Source organism: Streptomyces sp. NPDC090994 (genome assembly GCF_044768905.1).
Taxonomy (GTDB): domain Bacteria; phylum Actinomycetota; class Actinomycetes; order Streptomycetales; family Streptomycetaceae; genus Streptomyces.
In genome coordinates this window covers 1-17,958 of record NZ_JBIVWS010000013.1, presented here as the reverse complement: position 1 = coordinate 17,958, position 17,958 = coordinate 1, and the positions used below count along the sequence as shown (strand labels likewise).

Sequence of the window (17,958 nt, the reverse complement as noted above, 5' to 3'; positions counted from 1 at the left end):
CATGCCGGAGCCGGAACCCCACGACGGCTGCGCCTTCCACGCGCACTGCGCCCGGCGCACCAGCAGCGTCCGGCTGATCGACGCGCGGATGCCGGAGCTGGCCCGGTGCCTGACGCTGTTCCAGTACGTGCAGGCGGTCACCGGAGGGCCGGTCGCGCGGATCGAGCAGGCCGGCAGCTACGCGGTACCGAGCCGGCGCGGCGACGCGTTCGCCGTCCGTCCCGGCTCGATCGCGCTGCGCCTGGACGGCGACCACGTGGCCTCGGCCGTGCTCGCGCGGGACAGGGAGGGCGGCACGGTCGTCCTGCGGCTGTCCGACGCGGCCGGGCGCACGGTGCACGAGGGGCGGCTGCTCTCCGAGGGCGACCGGCTGCTGGCCCAGCTCGCCGGCCCGGTGGAGGCGGGGACGACGGCGACCGGCCGGTCCGCGCCGCCCCAGGTGCCGGCCTGGGAGGACGGCGACCAGCTCGCCCAGCTCGACGCGATCCTCACGGACGGGGGCGTCGCCCGGCGCGCGGCGTTCGCCCGGTACCGGGGCGCACACCGGGCCGTCGACGCCGGCGTCGTACCCGCCGTGCTCGACCACGTCTGTTCCGTCGGACTGCCGGTCGGCGTCGCGGTGTTCGGCCCGTCGGCGATGCAGGCGTGCGGCGGACGCGTGCACGTCACCGACCGGACCGTCGGCGGCCGGGTGTTCGCGGCGATCGAGGACAGCTCGGTGGAGATCGACCTCGCGGGCGTCGCGGCTTGCCGCCTGGTGCGCGCCACGGCGGCGCACGGCCCGACCTCGGCCCTCGAACTCGACGACGAGGACGGGCGGTGCGTCGCGGTGATCACACAGTTCGGGATGGTCGGGGAGCAGGTGCACACGGCGTGGGAGCACCTGGCGGCATCCCTTCCTGACTAGGGAGGACTAGGGAGGACTAGGGAGCTTCCTCCTCCGCCAGCACCCGCTGGGCGGTGGCGAACGCCGAGTTGGCCGCGGGCACCCCGCAGTACACGGCCGTCTGGAGCAGCACCGCGCCGATCTCGTCCGGGGTCAGCCCGTTGCGCCGCGCCGCCCGGACGTGCATGGCCAGCTCCTCGTAGTGGCCGTGCGCCACCAGCGCGGTCATGGTGATCATGCTGCGCTCACGGCGCGAGAGGGTCTCGTCGGTCCAGATCTCGCCCCAGGCGTAGCGCGAGATGAAGTCCTGGAACCGGGCCGTGAACGGCGTCTGCCGGGACTGCGCCCGGTCCACGTGCGCGTCGCCGAGCACCTCCCGCCGCACCGCCATGCCCCGCCTGGCACCCCCGTCGAGGTGCCCGCGCAGCGCGGTCAGCACCGCTTCCGGCTGCTCGGCGGGTGCCAGGTGCGAGGCGCCCGGGATCTCCACCAGCGCCGACCCCGCCACCGCGTCGGCGATCTCCCGCAGATGGGCGGGCGGCGTCGCCGGGTCGTCGCGCCCGGCGATCAGCAGGGTGGGCACGGTGATCTCCGCCAGCCGGTCCCGGATGTCGAACGCGGCCAGCGCGTCGCAGCAGGCCGCGTACGCCGCCGGATCGGCCTCCCGGTGGTCCCGTACCAGCTCCGGCACGGTGAACCCGGGCGTGAACCACCGCGCGTCCGCGCCCGCGGCGAGCTTCGCCAGCCCCTCCCGGCGGACCGTCGCCGCCCGCTCTTCCCACGGCTTGGCGCCGTTGAAGTGCGCCGACGAGCAGATCACGGCCAGCGACGTGAGCCGCTCGGGGTGGTGCACGGCCAGGTGCAGCCCGACCGCGCCGCCCAGCGACACCCCCGCGTACGCGAACCGCTGCACGCCGAGCGAGTCGGCGAGCGCCAGCACCAGCGCGGCCAGGTCCCCGACACTCGCCCCGGCGGAGATCAGGTCCGCGGCCGAGCCGCCGTGCCCCGGCAGGTCCCAGCGGATCACCCGGTGAGCGATGGACAGCTCGGGGGCCACCTGGTCCCACAGGGCGTACGAGGTGCCGAGCGAGGGCCCGAGCAGCAGCGGGGGAGCGGTGGCGGGGCCTTCGGTGCGGTGATTGAGCAGGGTCAACGTCGCTCCAGTGCGCGGTCGGTGAGGGCAGCGGCGCTGCCGGTGTAACGGGCGGGATCGGTCAGGGCGGCGAGGTCGATGTCCTTCAACTCCGGTACGTCCGCCAGGAGTTCACCCAGGCTGCGGCCTTCGGCGTAGGTACGCCTGGCCACTTCGGTGAGCAGGGCCTTCGCCCGGGACCGGCCCAGCACCGGCGCCAGTTCGGCGGAGAGCCGCTCGGAGACGATCAGCCCGTGGGTCAGGTCGAGGTGGGCGCGCATGGCCGCCGGGTCCACCCGCAGCCCCTCGGTGAGTTCGGCGGCGTCCCGGGCGGCGCCGCCGGTCAGCCGCAGCAGGTCGCGCAGCGGCTCCCACTCGGCGTGCCAGGCCCCGGCGGGCCGCTCGTCCTCGGCGGCGAGCGAGCCGTACAGCACCGCCGCGAGCTGCGGCGCGCGCCGGGCCGCCGCCGCGATCAGCGTGGCGCGCACCGGGTTGGCCTTGTGCGGCATCGCGGAGGACCCGCCGCCGCTGCCCTCGGCCACCTCGCCGGTCTCGGTCCGGCCGAGGACCAGCACGTCCGCGGCGAGCTTGCCCAGCGCCCCGGCGGCCGTCGCCAGGCACCCGGCGAGATCGGCGACCGGCGTACGCAGCGTGTGCCACGGCAGCGCGGGCTCGGCCAGGCCCAGTTCACGGGCGTACGCGCCCGGCAGCGCGAGCGGGTCCCCGGCGCCGTACGCGGCGAAGGCGGCCAGCGTCCCGGCGGCGCCGCCGAGCTGGACGGGCAGCGCCGCGCGCACGGCCGTGATCCGGTCCCGCGCGTCCAGCACCAGCGACCGCCACCCGGCCGCCTTCAGCCCGAACGTCGTCGGCACGGCGTGCTGGGTGAGCGTCCGCCCCGGCAGCGGGGTGTCCCGGTGCTCGGCGGCGAGCCGCGCCAGCGCCCGTTCGGTGCGGGCGAGGTCGGTCAGGACCAGGTCCAGGGTGCGGGCGGCGACCAGCATCGCCGCCGTGTCCAGGATGTCCTGGCTGGTGGCGCCCCGGTGCACGTACGGGCCGTACTCCTGGCCGACCGCCTTCGTCAGATCCGCGACCAGGGGGATGACCGGGTTGCCGCCGCCGCGGGCCCGCTCCGCGATCGACGCCAGGTCGAAACGCCCGCTGTCCGCCGCGTCCGTCACCGCCGTCGCCGCCCCGTCCGGGGCGAGGCCCAGCGCGGCCTGGGCGCGGGTCAGGGCGGCCTCCGCGTCGAGCAGCGCCCGCAGGTACGCCCGGTCGCCCGTCGCGTCGGCGGCCGGGGAGCCGGCCCACCCGGGGGCGAGCAGGCCGGTGTCGGTGTGGGTCGCGGTGTCGGCAGAGGTCACTTGTACTCCAGGAAGACCGTCTCGCCCTCGCCCTGAAGGCGGATGTCGAAACGGTACGTGCCCGCCCGCTCCTCGGCCGCGACCAGCGTGCCGCGACGGTCCTCGGGCACCCGGGACAGCAGCGGGTCGGCGGCGAGCGCGGCCTCGTCACCCGGCAGGTAGATCCGCGTGAACAGGTGCACCAGCAGACCCCGCGCGAAGACGCACACGCTCAGGTACGGCGCGTTCCGCCCGCGCGTCCCCGGCCGCAGCGTCCGCGCGTACCAGTGCCCGTCGGCGTCGGTCTGGATGCGGCCCCAGCCGGTGAACTCCACGCCGTTGCGGCCGAGGTACGTCCCGGTCGCCGGGTCCCGGCGCATCGAGCCGTCGGCCGTCGGGACGTTGCCGTCCGGGTCGGCGCCCCAGACCTCCACGAGCGCGTCCGGCAGCGGGTTGCCCTCGCCGTCCAGGACGTAGCCGTGCACGGTGATGGTGTCCGGGTGGCCGAGCGGGGCGATGTCCTCGCCGCCGCGGAACGGCAGCGAGTAGCCGTAGAACGGGCCGACGGTGTGCGACGGCGTGGGCAGCACGTTCTCGGGGCTGCTGGTGTCGATCTTCGTCATGGCAGGTCAGCGCCCTTCTTCGATCCAGGTGGCACACGGGCCGTCGAGCACGATGTCCCAGTGGTAGCCGAGCGAGAACTCCGGCACGGACAGGCTGTGGTCGTACGTCGCCACCAGCCGCTGCCGGGCGGCGTCGTCCGTGACGGACTGGAGGATCGGGTCGTACGGGAACAGCGGGTCGTTCGGGAAGTACATCTGCGTCACCAGCCGCTGGGTGAACGCCGACCCGAAGAGCGAGAAGTGGATGTGCGCCGGGCGCCAGGCGTTGACGTGGTTGCGCCACGGGTACGGGCCGGGCTGGATGGTGGTGAAGCGGTAGCAGCCGTCGTCGTCGGTGATCGTGCGGCCGGTGCCGGTGAAGTTCGGGTCGAGCGGCGCGTCGTGCTGCTCGCGCTGGTGGGCGTAGCGGCCGGCCGAGTTGGCCTGCCAGATCTCGACGAGCTGGCCGCGGACCGGGCGCCCGTCCCGGTCCAGCAGCCGGCCGGAGACGGTGATGCGCTCGCCGACCGGCTCACCCGGGTGCTGGATGGTGAGGTCGTTGTCGATGGCGGTCAGGTCGCGCTCGCCGAAGGCCGGGGAGGACAGCTCCACCAGCTCCGGGTCCTTCGTGACGTCGATGGCGATCGGCGGCTGTTCGGGGTGGCGCAGCAGCGAGGACCGGTACGGGGCGTAGTCGCGGCGCGGGTGGTGCTCGACCGGTCCGCCGTCGGCGAGCCGCTTCTCGTACGCGGCGCGCTCGGCGGCCATCTCCGCGTCTATGTCGTGCTGGGTGAGCGTCATGGAAGACCGTCCCTGTCAGGCGCCCGGGGTGATGAATTAGTCAGGGCACTGAGTATTTCGGCAAGGTTCCCCACACGCTGCCACCGGTCGCGGAAACCGTCAAGACCCAGTTCACAGCCTGTTTGTGTGACGTACGCGGAGACGGGTGGGGGAGGTATCGTTCAGTGCACCGACAAACACGATCACGGGAGATCACATGGCCGCGGTGGATCTGGCCACCCATCCCGGGCATCTGGCCCGGCGGCTCCAGCAGGCGCACTACCTGCTGTGGAACGCGATGGTCTCCGAGGAGATCACCTCGCCGCAGTTCGCGGTCCTCAACGCGCTGGTCGCTCAGCCGGGCCTGGACCAGCGCACGGTGGGGGAGCGGGTGGGGCTCGACCGGTCCACCATCGCCGAGGTGATCAGCCGGCTCGGCCGCCGAGGGCTGATCGACAAGGTGCGCGACCCGCAGGACGGCCGCCGCGCCCTGCTCCGCCCCACGGACGAGGGGACGCGCACCCACCGCAAGCTCACCGTGCGCACGGCCCGGATGAACCAGGTGTTCCTGGCCCCGCTCTCGGCCGAGGAGCAGGGCCTCTTCTTCGACCTCATCCAGCGGGTCGCGGACGCCGCCGAGGGCTTGCGCAACCCGGCCGAGCCGGTGACGGGCTGACGGCGGCGTCCCTCAGCCGGCCTGCGCGAACACCACCCACACCGGCCCCTCGGCGAACCGCAGCGGCGAACCGTCCGCCGTGCTGAACGCCGTACCGTCCGTGGCCGAACCCCGGCGCCAGGCCGCCTCGTACGCCTTCCCGTCGCGCAGTACGTCGGCCCGGCCGGACCCCACCGTCTCCACGTACGGCGAGTGGTTGCCCCGTGAGTCGTGCAGCTCGGACTCCCGTACCTTCACGTACTGCACGACGACCGTCGCGGGCGCCGGCCGCTTGCCGCCGGACGCGACGGCCGGGGCGCCGTCCATGTCGATCAGCCAGCGGTCGCGCTCCTTCGACCAGGTGAACGTGAAGCGCGCCGCCGGGTAGCGCACCGTGCGCGCGCTCTCGGGCCGGCCGCCCGAGGGGGCGGCGCCGTACCGGAAACCGGTGGTCAGGGCCGCCTCGCCCGGGGCCGAGGACATCAGGCGGCCGGGGCGCAGATAGAGGTTGTGCGGGGCCGGCCGGCCGAGGTCGCGGACCCAGGCGCCGGGCGTCCTGCCGGGCTGCTCCGCCCGCAGGGGCGCGCTGTCGATGCGGGGCAGCAGTTTGCGCTGGGCGCCGGAGAAGGCGAGCGTCGGCCGGTCGAACTGGCGCAGCAGCTCCAGGTCGGACTCGCGGGCACTGCGCACGGGGCCGACGGTCGACGGCAGCTTCGTCGCGTACAGGGCCATCAGCCGGCTCAGTCCGCCTTCGACCGGCTCCACGTAGACGACGTCCGCCGCCTCCAGTCCCGTGTGGGGGCGGGCGGCGCGCACGTTGTCGATCTTCACGGCCAGTGGGGAGGCCGCTTTCACCGCCTGCGGCGAGGCCGGCTTCACGGCCGGCGGGGAGGCCGTCCGCACGGCCGGCGGGGAGGACGTGGCGGCCTCGGCGCTCCGTGACGGTTGCAGCGCGGATCCGCGCCCGTCGTCGTCCGGTGTCGGCCCCGGCCCGGCCGCGCAGCCCGCCGCCAGCAGCGCCGCCGCCACCGCCGCGGTCAGTGTGGCCCGCGGCGCACCGCCCCGCGCCCGCGCCCCGCGCTGCCCCGTCCCTCGTCGTCTGCCTCGTCGCACCCCGACCACCCGTCCGCCCTTCTACGTCACCGATTGTGCGCCTCTTGACGCTTTTGTTGCCATACCCGACTTCTTATGACAATGCGCTTTCAATCGGCTGATCGGACCAGCGTGGCGGTTCGGAAGAGGGGCCCCGGGTACCCGGGCGCCACCGTACGAGTGAGCAGTCGGGTGACGGAGGGAGCGCGGGACGATGAAGGCAGTGACCTGGCAGGGCAAGCGGGAGGTGCGCGTGGAGGAGGTGCCGGACCCGAAGATCCAGGAACCCACGGACGCGGTCATCCGCGTCACCTCCACCGGACTGTGCGGCTCCGACCTGCACCTCTACGAAGTGCTCACCCCGTTCATGACTCCGGGCGACATCCTCGGACACGAGCCGATGGGCATCGTCGAGGAGGTCGGCCCCGAGGTGCCGGACCTGAAGCCGGGCGACCGGGTCGTGGTGCCGTTCCAGATCGCCTGCGGCCACTGCTACATGTGCGACACCGGCCTGCCCACCCAGTGCGAGACCACCCAGGTCACCGGCGAGGGCATGGGCGCCGCCCTGTTCGGCTACACCCGCCTGTACGGCGCGGTCCCCGGCGGCCAGGCCGAGTACCTGCGCGTCCCGCAGGCCCAGTACGGCCCGATCAAGGTGCCCGAGGGGCCGCCGGACGACCGTTTCGTCTACCTCTCCGACGTGCTGCCCACCGCCTGGCAGGCCGTCGCCTACGCCGGCGTCCCCCAGGGCGGCACCGTCGCCGTGCTCGGCCTCGGCCCCATCGGCGACATGGCCTGCCGGGTCGCGCAGGTCAAGGGCGCCGGGCGGGTGTTCGGCGTGGACCTCGTCCCCGAGCGGCTGCGCCGGGCGCGCGAGCGGGGCGTGGAGACGTACGACCTGCGCTCCTTCGACAGCGAGAAGGAACTCGTCGCCGCCATCCGGGACGAGACCGGCGGGCGCGGCCCGGACGCCGTGATCGACGCCGTGGGCACGGAGGCGCACGGCAGCGCGATCGCCAAGCTGGTGCAGCAGGGCGCCGCGATCATGCCCCGCAAGCTCAGCGGTCCCATGGCGGAACGCCTCAGCGTCGACCGCCTCGCCGCCCTCTACACCGCCATCGACCTGGTACGCCGCGGCGGCACCCTTTCCCTGGTCGGCGTCTACGGCGGCATGGCCGACCCGATGCCGATGCTCACCCTGTTCGACAAGCAGATCCAGATGCGGATGGGGCAGGCCAACGTACGCCGCTGGAGCGACGACATCCTCACCTACCTCACCGACGAGGACCCGCTCGGCGTCCAGGACTTCGCCACCCACCGGGTGCCGCTCGCCGACGCCCCGCACGCCTACGAGATGTTCCAGAAGAAGCGGGACGGCGCGGTCAAGGTGCTGATGCGGCCCTGATCAGTCGAGAATCTCGGCGCTGCCCCGGCGGCGCAGATCGGCCAGCCCGCTCAGCATGGCCTCGATCCGCTCGGGGGAATGACCGACCCAGCCTTCGAGCTCCGACACGACGCGTACGGGTTCGCGGGTGCGATAGGAGCGGGTGGGGTTGCCCGGGAACCTCTTGTCGGTGACGTTGGGGTCGTCCTCCAGAGCACCGGTCGGCTCCACCACGTAGATCCGCCCCGGCCCGTCACCGGCCGCCAGTTCGGCGCCCCAGGCGGCGGCGTCCATGGTCTCGGTGACGTAGACGTGGCGGGAGGTGCGCCCCGCCTCGAAGTTGGACGCGCGCCCAGGGGTCAGCAGATCTCCCGGAGCGAGGTCGGCCTTCGTGCCGTGCAGGTAGGTTCCCGCCTCGTACACCTGGAAGGGGACAGGGGCGTCGGCCATGCGCTCTCCTCCGGCCCGGCTCGGGACAACGGCCCACAGCAAACCACGCGGCCCGGCCGTCGCGACAGCTGTCGTCGGGGAACCGCCCTCAGGCCGGCGGGGCGAGGATCTCCGCCAGGTCGAAGCGGACCGGCTCCTGGAGCTGGGCGAAGGTGCAGCTGTCCGGGGTGCGGTCCGGCCGCCAGCGGCGGAACCGCGCGGTGTGCCGGAACCGCGCCCCGTTCTCCATGTGGTCGTACGCCACCTCGGCCACCCGCTCCGGCCTGAGCGGCACCCAGGACAGGTCCTTCTTGCCCGACCAGCGGCTCGGCGCCCCCGGCAGCCGCGCCGACTCGTGCGCGGCCTCGTCCGCCCAGGCCGCCCACGGATGCCCGGACACGTCCGCCATCCGCAGCGGCTCCAGCTCCGCCACCAGCTCCGCCCGCCGCTTCATGGTGAACGCCGCGCACACGCCGACGTGCTGGAGGGCGCCCCGGTCGTCGTACAGGCCGAGCAGCAGCGAGCCGACCACCGGGCCGCTCTTGTGGAAGCGGTAACCGGCCACCACCACGTCCGCCGTCCGCTCGTGCTTGACCTTGAACATCGCCCGCTCGTCCGGCCGGTAGAGCAGATCGAGCGGCTTGGCCACCACCCCGTCCAGACCCGCCCCCTCGTACTGCTCGAACCAGCGCCGCGCCACCTCGATGTCCGTCGTCGCCGGCGCCACGTGCACGGGCGCGGTGACCCCAGCCAGCGCCCGCAGCAGCAGCGCCCGGCGGTCGGACAGCCCCACGTCCAGCAGCGACTCGCCGTCCAGCGCCAGCAGGTCGAAGGCGACCAGGGACGCCGGGGTCCGCTCGGCCAGCGTCCGCACCCGCGAGTCCGCCGGGTGGATGCGCTCGGTCAGCGCGTCGAAGTCCAGCCGCCCCTGACGGGCGATGACGATCTCCCCGTCGACCACGCACCGCTCGGGCAACCGCTCCCGCACCGCCGCCACCAGCTCGGGAAAGTACCTGGTCAGCGGCTTGCCCGTGCGGCTGCCGAACTCCACCTCGGCCCCGTCCCGGAAGACGATCGCCCGGAACCCGTCCCACTTCGCCTCGTACTGCATCCCCGGCGGGATCGTCGCCACGGACTTGGCGAGCATCGGCTTCACGGGCGGCATCACGGGCAGGTCCATGCACCGATTCTCGCCGGGAACGACCGCTGTCGCCTGATGGGCGAGGCATGCCCGATACGCCTACCGTGGCGAGCATGGCGCGCAAGGGCGAAGCGGTGGAGCTGGAGACGGGCGGCCGGACCGTACGGCTGACCAGCCCGGACAAGATCTTCTTCCCGGAGCGCGGCTACACCAAGCTGGACCTGGCCCGCTACTACCAGGCCGTCGCCCCCGGCATCCTGCGCGCCCTGCGCCGCCGCCCCACCACCCTGGAGCGCTACCCGGACGGCGTCACCGGCGAGTGGTTCTACCAGAAACGTGCCCCCAAGGGCATGCCCGGCTGGATCCCCACCGCCCACATCACCTTCCCCAGCGGACGCAGCGCCGACGAGATGTGCCCCACCGAGGAGGCCGCGGTGGTGTGGGCCGCCCAGTACGGCACCCTCACCTTCCACCCCTGGCCGGTCCGGGCCGACGACGTCGACCACCCCGACGAACTCCGCATCGACCTCGACCCCCAGCCCGGCACCGACTACGACGACGCGGTCCGCGCCGCCCACGAACTACGGGCCGTACTGGACGAGTTCGGCGGCCTGCGCGGCTGGCCCAAGACCTCCGGCGGCCGGGGCCTGCACGTCTTCGTGCCGATCGAGCCCCGCTGGACGTTCACCCAGGTACGCCGCGCCGCCATCGCCGTCGGCCGGGAACTGGAGCGCCGGATGCCCGAGCAGGTCACCATCAAGTGGTGGAAGGAGGAACGCGGGGAGCGCATCTTCGTCGACTACAACCAGACGGCCCGCGACCGCACCATCGCCTCCGCCTACTCGGTGCGCCCCCGCCCGCACGCCCCCGTCTCCGCGCCCCTGCGCTGGGAGGAGGTCGGCGTCGCCCACCCCGCCGACTTCGACCTCACGACCATGCCCGCGCGCTTCGCCGAACTCGGCGACGTGCACGCGGACATGGACGGTCACGCCCACTCCCTCGACGCCCTGCTGGAGCTGGCGGCGAAGGACGAGCGCGACCACGGCCTGGGCGATCTGCCGTACCCGCCCGAGTATCCGAAGATGCCGGGGGAGCCCAGACGGGTACAGCCGAGCCGAGCGAAGAAACACCCGTGAATCCGTGACCTACGCAATCTGTGACCTACAGAATCCGTGACCACAGAATCCGTGACCACAGAATCCGTGACCACAGAATCCGTGACCTACAGATCCATGATCCGTACGTCCCGGTAGGACACCACGTCCGTCGTGCCGTGCACCTGGAGCCCGATGTACCCGGCGGCGTACCGCCGCCCGTCGGTGCCCGGGTCGTCCGAGCGCGGGGGCTCGAACTCCTGGCCGCCGGTGTTGTCGAACTCGTTGATCAGCACGCCGTTGCGGTAGACCGAGTAGTGCTGGTCGACCACCCGGATCTCGTAGTCGTTCCAGGTGCCCTTCTGCGTCACCCCGGCCCCGGCGAGCCCCACCCGGTCGAAGCCGTAGACCGAGCCGGTCTTGTACATGTCGCCGCTGGGGCTGTCGAACACCTGGATCTCATGGCCGAACTTGATCGCGGCCCACTCCGGACGTGACTCCTCCGGATGGTCGTGGAGCCACGGGAAGCGCACGAACACACCGGAGTTGGCGTTGCCCGTGCCCGGCGCGTCGTCCCGCCACTGGAGCTTCAGCGAGAAGTCGCCGTAGGTGCGCTCCGGGAACCACAGCATGCCCAGGCCGGACCTGGTGGTGCCGGAGGTGATCGACCCGTCCCCGTTGGCCGCGAACGAACCGCCGCCCACCTGCTCCCACTTGGCCAGCGACTCCGCCGTACCGTCCATGATCGTGCGGTAGCCCTCGGTCTGGCCGGGCGTGCCGATGCCGGACTCCCGGGCTGCGGCCCGCACCGCCTTCAGCTCCCGCTGGTCGATGACGCCCTCGGCCAGCAGTCGCGCCGTCACCTCGCGCACGTGCTTGAGGAACAGGGCGTGGGACGTCCACTCCCGCTCGTCCTCGATCAGCTCGTTGATCCGGCACCGGTTGTTCGTCACCCGGTTGGGCACGCCCGAGTCGACGGTGCCGACGATCACCGTGAGCCGTTCGTCGTACTCCGGGCAGGGCGGCGCCGGTACCCCGCCGCCGGTGACGACGGTGAAGCTCACGCTCAGCGGCTGGGAGACGTTGCCCGCCTTGTCGCTCGCGCGGTACGCCACGGTGTGGGTACCGGCGCGGTCGACGAGGACGGGCGCGGTGTACGCCAGGTAGGGCCCGCCGTCGAGGGAGTACTCGATCCCCGCGACGCCCGACCCGCCCGCGTCGCTGGCGCTGACCGTCACCTTCGCGCCGCCGACGTACGCCCCGTTGGCGTTGCGCGTGCCCTCCACGGTCGCGCCGGTCACCGGCGCGGTGGTGTCCTGCGGCGGAGCGGCGACGACCATGAACTGCACGCTCTTCTCCGCCGCCGCGTTGCCCGCCTTGTCGGTGGCCCGGTAGCGGACCGTGTGGGTGCCGGCCTGGTGCACCATCACCGGCATGGTGTACGGCTGCCAGGCGCCGTCACCGACCGCGTACTCGATGGTGTTGACGCCGGAACCGGTGTCGGAGGCGCTGACGGTCACCGTCGCCATGTCGAGGTAGGCGCCGTCCGCGTTCCGCTCGCCGTCGACCGTCGCCGAGGTGTCCGGCGGTGTGGTGTCGTCGGTCCCCGGGGCGACGACCGTGAACTGCACGCTCTTCTCGGCCGCCGCGTTGCCCGCCTTGTCGAAGGCGCGGTAGCGGACCGTGTGGTCACCGACCTCGTCGATCACCACCGGGGTGGTGTACGGCTGCCAGGCGCCGTCCGCGCCGATCGCGTACTCGACCCGGTCGACGCCCGAGCCGCCCGCGTCGGTGGCGCCGATCGCCACGCTCGCCGCACCGACGTACTGCCCCTCGGCGTTCTGCGTCCCCTGCACGTCCGCGCTGGTCTCGGGTGCCGTGGTGTCCTCGCCGCCGCCCTCGGTGACCACCAGGACGCCCTTCATCTCCGTATGGCCCTGGACGGTGCAGTGGTAGAGGTAGCGGCCGGGGGAGAGGGTGACCTCGGCGGTGTGCCGGCCGCCCTGCGCGTCGAACGGGGAGGCCAGGATGTTCAGTTGCACATCGTTGTTGTACTCGGGGTCGCTGGTGAGGAACGTCAGCGTGTGCGGCATGCCGGTGGTGTTGCCGGTCGCCTCGCTGTTCTCGAAGACGATCGTCGCCGGGCCCGCCACCGCCGTCTCGGGCGCGGAGGTGTACTTGGTGATGTCGTCGCCCGCGGTCCAGGTGAGGACCTGCTGCGCGGCGGGCGCGGCGGCCGGCTCGTCCTCGCCGGCGGCAGCGGTCTGGAGCCCCAGCACCATCAGCAGGCCGGCCAGCAGCGCCGCCCACACTCTTCGTCGCCGTGTCACTGTGTCCCCCTCGCCAGCTGTCCCGCGGCCGGCGTCGGCCCGCCGCCCGTATAGGTGACCCGCCACAGGGCCGACTTGGCGTCCGAGGTGAAGAAGCCCCGGCCGTAGTCGAGGACGTACAGCGCGCCGTCCGGACCGAACTTCCAGTCCATCAGGTTCTTGATGCCGTCCGCGCCGACCGGGACGATCTTCTTCAGTGACTCGGAGTGCACCGGCAGACCGCCGTCCCCTTGTGTCTTCGGGTCCATCAGCACCGCGTTGCGCGGCTGCCCGGCGTCGTAGAAGTCGCCGACGAACCACTTGCCGTCCCAGTAGGCGGGCCACTTGGTGGTGCTGTCGCTCGTCGCGTCGTAGCGGTAGACCGGTCCGGTCATCGCCGCCTGGCTGCCGCCGGTGAGCCACGGGAGCAGGTAGGTGCTCTCGTCCTGCTCGTAGGACGGGACGCCGTTCTCGTCGCGCGGGAAGTCCGGGCCGCCGCCCTGCGGCGAGTACCAGATGTTGTTGCCGGTCACCGGCGGCAGGCTGACCAGGCCGTCGTTGTTCGGCGACTCGTTCTTCGGGTGGTCGCAGTCGTACCAGCCCAGCGGCTGCGACGGGTCCGGCAGGTTCCGGTCCCGGTAGGGCTGCTTGTTGCCCATGCAGTACGGCCAGCCCCGGTTGCTCGCCTCGGTGATCGCCGCGAAGGTGTCGTACTTCGCCGGCCCCCAGGTCGGGGACGGGCTGGAGGCGTCCGGGCCGACCCAGCCCGCGTACAGGGTGTCGGTCGACTTGTCGACGGAGATGCGGGACGGGTTGCGTACGCCCATCACATAGATCTCGCCGCGCGTCTTGCCGCCGCCCTCGGCGGTCTCCTCGCCGGTGAACAGGTTGCCCTCGGGGAGGGTGTACGTGCCGTCCGGCTCGGGGTGGATGCGCAGGATCTTGCCGTTGAGGTTGTTCGTGTTGCCGGCGGTGCGGCGGGCGTCGGCGAAGGAGACGCCCTTGAAGTTCGGCTCCGGGTTGTTGCCCGAGTAACCGCCGCTGAAGCCGCTGGAGTTGTTGTCGCCGGTGGCGATGTACAGGTTGTCCTTCGAGTCCCAGGCCATGCCGCCGCCCGCGTGGCAGCAGCTGTGGATCTGCACCGGCCAGTGCAGCAGCACCTTCTCGCTGTCCAGGTCCAGCTTGTTCGTGGCCTGGTCGAGGGTGAAGCGGGAGACGCGCCGCTCGGCCATGTGCGTGTCCCGGTCGATCTCCGAGTGCGGTGTGTAGTGCAGGTACACCCAGCCGTTGTCCTCGAAGTCGGGGTCGAGTTCGATGCCGAGCAGGCCCTCCTCGACCTTGACCAGTTCCTCGCCGCCGCCCTTGTTGCCGAAGACGGTCAGCTCGCCGGCAAGGGTGACCTTCTTCGTCTCCGGGTCGTAGACGTGGATCTCGCCCGTGCCCTTGCCGATGTCCGGGTCGTTCCAGTCGGTGACCACCGGCCGGGAGGCGTCCGCGCCGCCCCGGCCGATGTAGAAGACCCGGCCGTCGGGCGCGGTGACCAGGCCGTGCGGCTCGCCGATCTGGTCGTTCTGTCCGGGCTGGTTGGGCTGGGTCAGCCGCTCCGCCGTGTAGTTGCCGGTGATGGCGGCCTTGCAGTCGGCCCGGACCAGCCGGGTCGTCCACAGCAGGGCGCCGCGCAGATGGGTGCGGAAGTCGGTCTCGTCGTAGGAGGAGGCCGTGCCGCCCATGCCGGTGTAGAAGGAGCGTCCGCCGTCGTAGTCACGGCACCAGCTCACCGGGTGGTCCCAGCCGTTGGCGTCCGCCCCCGGCGTGTACGTCGACTCGCGCACCCGTGCCACGGTGTGCACCTCGCCGGACGGGTTCTTCGCCCAGTTCAGCCACTTGTCGGGGCGTTTCCACCGCACCGGCAGGTCCTTGGTGGCCGGGTGCAGCCGGTCGCCGACCTCCACGGTGGCGCGCTGGACGGCCGGCGCGGCACCGGGGGCGGGGCGGGCGCCGATCAGACCGGTGAACCAGTCCGAGTACGGCTCCGCGCGCGCCGCGTCATGGACGCCGAGGAAGCCGCCGCCGGCCTCCATGTACGCCTCCAGACCCGCCTCCTGCTCGGGGTCCAGCACGTCCCCGCCGCCGGTCAGGAACACCACCGCGTTGAAGCGGCCGAGCCGTTTCTCGTTGGTGAACACCGACGCGTCGCCCGTGGCCGTGACCGTGAAGCGCTGGTCCGTGGGCCCGGCCAGGCCGATCCGCTCGATCGCCGCGATACCGGCGTTGACGACCGGCGACTCCTCGCCGGCCGCGGCCGAGCCGTAGAAGACCAGCACCCGGACATCGGCGCTGCCCGGCGGCGACTTGATCGACATCGTTGTCAGGGGCGGTTCCGGCGCGGGGAACGCGCCGGCCGCGGGGGCGGACAGCAACCCCGCGGTCAGGAACCCGGCGGTCAGCGCCGCCGCCCGGACCCGTCTTCTCTTTCCCGTGGCGCTCAACCCTCGTAAGTGCATGGGCCTGTGTGGTGTCGAGAACCGCACGTGGTCACCCACCCCTCCTCGGTCGCGGCAACAGCGCCAAGGAAGCTAGACCTCTTTGCCCGACTCGCCAATAGGTATGACCGGGATACGTCGAACTTTGTCCTGAGTGTGGATAAACGGTGGAGTGGCCGGTACCGTCGCACAGGTTCATCACAGCTACGTCCCGTCAATCCCGTGACCAGATGGGGGAGTTCGGCATGGACCTCGGCATGGACAGACGCGGCTTCAACCGGCGGGTGCTGCTGGGCGGCGCGGCCGTCGCGACCTCGTTGACCGTGGCGGCGTCGGAGTCGTCCGGCGCCCCCGCATCCGCCGCCGCGGTGAGGACGGCTCCGGCCGGGGGCGCGGTCCGGCACCTCAAGCTCTACGCGGAGCGACTGTCCGGCGGGCAGATGGGATACGGCCTGGAGAAGGGGAAGGCGACGGTCCCCGGCCCGCTGATCGAGCTGAACGAGGGCGACACGCTCCACGTCGAGTTCGAGAACACCATGGACATCCCGGTCAGCCTCCACGTCCACGGCCTGGACTACGAGATCACCAGCGACGGCACCACGATGAACAAGAGCGACGTCCCGCCCGGCGGCACCCGCACCTACACCTGGCGCACCCACAAGCCCGGCCGACGGGCCGACGGCACCTGGCGGCCCGGCAGCGCCGGCTACTGGCACTACCACGACCACGTCGTCGGCACCGAGCACGGCACCGGGGGCATCCGGAACGGGCTGTACGGCCCGGTGATCGTGCGCCGCGCGGGCGACGTGCTGCCGGACGCCACGCACACCATCGTCTTCAACGACATGACCATCAACAACCAGTCCGTGGGCCCGGACTTCGAGGCGACGGTGGGCGACCGCGTCGAGTTCGTGAGCATCACGCACGGCGAGTATTACCACACCTTCCACGTGCACGGTCACCGCTGGGCGGACAACCGCACCGGCCTGCTCACCGGCCCCGACGACCCCAGCCGGGTCATCGACAACAAGATCACCGGCCCGGCCGACTCCTTCGGCTTCCAGGTGATCGCCGGGGAGGGCGTGGGCGCGGGGGCGTGGATGTACCACTGCCATGTGCAGAGCCACTCCGACATGGGCATGGTGGGGCTGTTCCTGGTGAAGAAGGCGGACGGGACGATCCCGGGCTACGAGCCGCACGAGCACGGGACGGAGCAGGCGCCGGAGCAGAATCCGGAGCACCACCACTGACGGTGTCCCCCCGGTGGCGCGCGGCTATCCTGATCCGCAGCCGCCGAGGAGGAGCCCCCCGTGACCGACACAGTGCCGCGTCCCACGCTGGAGGCGGTGGCCGCCCGGGCCGGGGTCTCCCGGGCCACCGTCTCCCGGGTGGTCAACGGCGCGGCAGGGGTCCGCGAGGCGCTCGCCGCACGGGTGAGGCGCGCGGTGGAGGAACTCGGCTACGTGCCCAACCAGGCCGCCCGTTCCCTGGTGACCCGGCGGCACGACGCCGTCGCCGTGGTCGTCGCCGAACCGGAGGCACGGGTCTTCGCCGACCCCTTCTTCGCCCTCCAGCTGCGCGGCATCGGCAAGGAGCTGACCGCCCACGACAACCAGCTCGTCCTGCTGCTCACCGAGGGCCGCGAGGACCACGCCCGGGTCGGCCGCTACCTCGCGGGCGGACACGTCGACGGCGCGCTGGTCTTCTCCCTGCACCTCGACGACCCGCTGCCGGGACTGATCCAGCGCGCCGGGGTGCCGACCGTGTTCGGCGGACGCCCCGGCTGGAGCGACGGCCGCGGCGACGTGGTGTACGTCGACAGCGACAACCGCGGCGGCGCCCGGGACGCCGTACGCCACCTCGCCGCCCTCGGCCGCACCCGGATCGCGCACATCACCGGCCCGCCGGACCAGACCTCCGCCGCCGACCGGCTCGCCGGCTACCGCGACGTCGTGGGCGACGCCGACCCCGCGCTGGTCGTCCGGGGCGACTTCACCCCGGGCGGCGGTGAACACGCGATGCGGGAACTGCTCGGCCGGTGCCCGGACCTGGACGCCGTGTTCGCGGCCAACGACCTGATGGCGGCGGGCGCCCTGCGGGTGCTGCGCGCGCACGGGCGGCGCGTCCCCGAGGACGTGGCCGTGGTCGGCTTCGACGACATGCTGTCGGTCGCCGAGCAGACCGAGCCCGCGCTGACCACGGTCCGTCAGGACATCGAGGAGATGGGCCGCCTGATGGCCCGGCTCCTGCTGCGCGGCCTGGACGGCGGCCTGGACGGCGGCCCGGCCGGGGACCCGGCCCCGGGGCCGCCCGGGGCGGCCCCGTCGGGCGTGATCCTGCCGACCACCCTGGTGCGCCGCGCCTCGGCGTGACCGTCGGGACGGCGCCGCAGAGCGGGCGACCGCGGGCGACCGCACGCGATCAGTGCCGGTACCGGCGCACGACGGCCGGCCTGGCCGCCGAGTACCGGCGGGGCCGCCGCTCTCCCGTAACGCTCCCGGTCAGTCCGCCCCGGCGGCGGCCGGCGCCGGCCGGAGCACCGCGAACCGGGCCCCGTACGGATCGGCCAGCCGGGCCAGACGGCCCGCGCCCCCGACGTCCGTGGCGGGCAGGCGGACCTCGCCGCCCAGC

The 17,958-nt window shown here is 72.8% G+C and carries 15 protein-coding genes; 6 read left to right on the top strand and 9 right to left on the bottom strand.

Annotated features, from left to right (window positions below):
• Position 1: 1 nt before the first annotated feature.
• The gene (locus ACIQR3_RS24645; protein ID WP_403542492.1) at positions 2-907 is read left to right on the top strand and encodes a hypothetical protein; all 906 of its coding nucleotides are present in this window, start codon (positions 2-4) and stop codon (positions 905-907) included.
• A gap of 16 nt (positions 908-923) precedes the next feature.
• On the opposite strand, the gene pcaD is transcribed toward ACIQR3_RS24645, so the two are convergent.
• Genes pcaD through pcaH form a run of 4 tightly spaced genes read right to left on the bottom strand, consistent with a single transcriptional unit; the run spans position 924 to position 4,761 of the window.
• The gene (gene pcaD, locus ACIQR3_RS24640; RefSeq protein WP_403542490.1) at positions 924-2,039 is read right to left on the bottom strand and encodes a 3-oxoadipate enol-lactonase; all 1,116 of its coding nucleotides are present in this window, start codon (positions 2,037-2,039) and stop codon (positions 924-926) included.
• A complete protein-coding gene (gene pcaB / locus ACIQR3_RS24635; protein ID WP_403542487.1) occupies positions 2,036-3,379 on the bottom strand; it encodes a 3-carboxy-cis,cis-muconate cycloisomerase in 1,344 nt (447 codons plus the stop codon). The genes pcaD and pcaB overlap by 4 nt, the downstream gene beginning before the upstream one ends.
• On the bottom strand, positions 3,376-3,981 hold the full coding sequence (gene pcaG / locus ACIQR3_RS24630) for a protocatechuate 3,4-dioxygenase subunit alpha (RefSeq protein WP_403542485.1): 606 nt from the start codon (positions 3,979-3,981) through the stop codon (positions 3,376-3,378). The genes pcaB and pcaG overlap by 4 nt, the downstream gene beginning before the upstream one ends.
• A gap of 6 nt (positions 3,982-3,987) precedes the next feature.
• Entirely contained in the window at positions 3,988-4,761 is a 774-nt protein-coding gene (gene pcaH, locus ACIQR3_RS24625; protein WP_403542481.1) for a protocatechuate 3,4-dioxygenase subunit beta, read from the bottom strand.
• 196 nt (positions 4,762-4,957) lie between these two features.
• Between pcaH and ACIQR3_RS24620 the strand changes: the two genes are divergently transcribed.
• Positions 4,958-5,416: a MarR family winged helix-turn-helix transcriptional regulator gene (locus ACIQR3_RS24620; RefSeq protein ID WP_403542478.1), complete on the top strand. Its 459-nt coding sequence runs from the start codon at positions 4,958-4,960 to the stop codon at positions 5,414-5,416.
• A gap of 12 nt (positions 5,417-5,428) precedes the next feature.
• Here ACIQR3_RS24620 and ACIQR3_RS24615 read toward each other — a convergent pair whose 3' ends face one another.
• Positions 5,429-6,508 (bottom strand): DUF3048 domain-containing protein, encoded by a 1,080-nt coding sequence (locus ACIQR3_RS24615; protein WP_403542475.1) that lies wholly within the window; start codon positions 6,506-6,508, stop codon positions 5,429-5,431.
• A gap of 193 nt (positions 6,509-6,701) precedes the next feature.
• Here ACIQR3_RS24615 and ACIQR3_RS24610 point away from each other — a divergent pair, with 193 nt between their 5' ends.
• On the top strand, positions 6,702-7,892 hold the full coding sequence (locus ACIQR3_RS24610) for a zinc-dependent alcohol dehydrogenase (RefSeq protein ID WP_403542472.1): 1,191 nt from the start codon (positions 6,702-6,704) through the stop codon (positions 7,890-7,892).
• On the opposite strand, the gene arr is transcribed toward ACIQR3_RS24610, so the two are convergent.
• On the bottom strand, positions 7,893-8,321 hold the full coding sequence (gene arr, locus ACIQR3_RS24605; RefSeq protein WP_403542469.1) for an NAD(+)--rifampin ADP-ribosyltransferase: 429 nt from the start codon (positions 8,319-8,321) through the stop codon (positions 7,893-7,895).
• A gap of 88 nt (positions 8,322-8,409) precedes the next feature.
• On the bottom strand, positions 8,410-9,480 hold the full coding sequence (locus ACIQR3_RS24600; protein WP_403542466.1) for an ATP-dependent DNA ligase: 1,071 nt from the start codon (positions 9,478-9,480) through the stop codon (positions 8,410-8,412).
• Between the two features lie 74 nt (positions 9,481-9,554).
• Here ACIQR3_RS24600 and ligD point away from each other — a divergent pair, with 74 nt between their 5' ends.
• Positions 9,555-10,577, top strand: a complete 1,023-nt coding sequence (gene ligD, locus ACIQR3_RS24595) for a non-homologous end-joining DNA ligase (protein ID WP_403542465.1) — start codon at positions 9,555-9,557, stop codon at positions 10,575-10,577.
• 86 nt (positions 10,578-10,663) lie between these two features.
• Here ligD and ACIQR3_RS24590 read toward each other — a convergent pair whose 3' ends face one another.
• Together ACIQR3_RS24590 and ACIQR3_RS24585 are read right to left on the bottom strand one after the other, a co-directional pair.
• Entirely contained in the window at positions 10,664-12,847 is a 2,184-nt protein-coding gene (locus tag ACIQR3_RS24590; protein ID WP_403542771.1) for an OmpL47-type beta-barrel domain-containing protein, read from the bottom strand.
• A 14-nt stretch (positions 12,848-12,861) separates the two neighbouring features.
• Positions 12,862-15,348 carry a ThuA domain-containing protein gene (locus tag ACIQR3_RS24585; protein WP_403542463.1) on the bottom strand — a complete coding sequence of 829 codons (2,487 nt, stop codon included), beginning with the start codon at positions 15,346-15,348 and terminating at the stop codon, positions 12,862-12,864.
• Positions 15,349-15,584: 236 nt separating this feature from the next.
• Here ACIQR3_RS24585 and ACIQR3_RS24580 point away from each other — a divergent pair, with 236 nt between their 5' ends.
• Together ACIQR3_RS24580 and ACIQR3_RS24575 are read left to right on the top strand one after the other, a co-directional pair.
• Positions 15,585-16,577 (top strand): multicopper oxidase domain-containing protein, encoded by a 993-nt coding sequence (locus ACIQR3_RS24580; RefSeq protein ID WP_403542770.1) that lies wholly within the window; start codon positions 15,585-15,587, stop codon positions 16,575-16,577.
• 60 nt (positions 16,578-16,637) lie between these two features.
• Entirely contained in the window at positions 16,638-17,699 is a 1,062-nt protein-coding gene (locus ACIQR3_RS24575) for a LacI family DNA-binding transcriptional regulator (protein WP_403542461.1), read from the top strand.
• Positions 17,700-17,958: the final 259 nt, after the last annotated feature.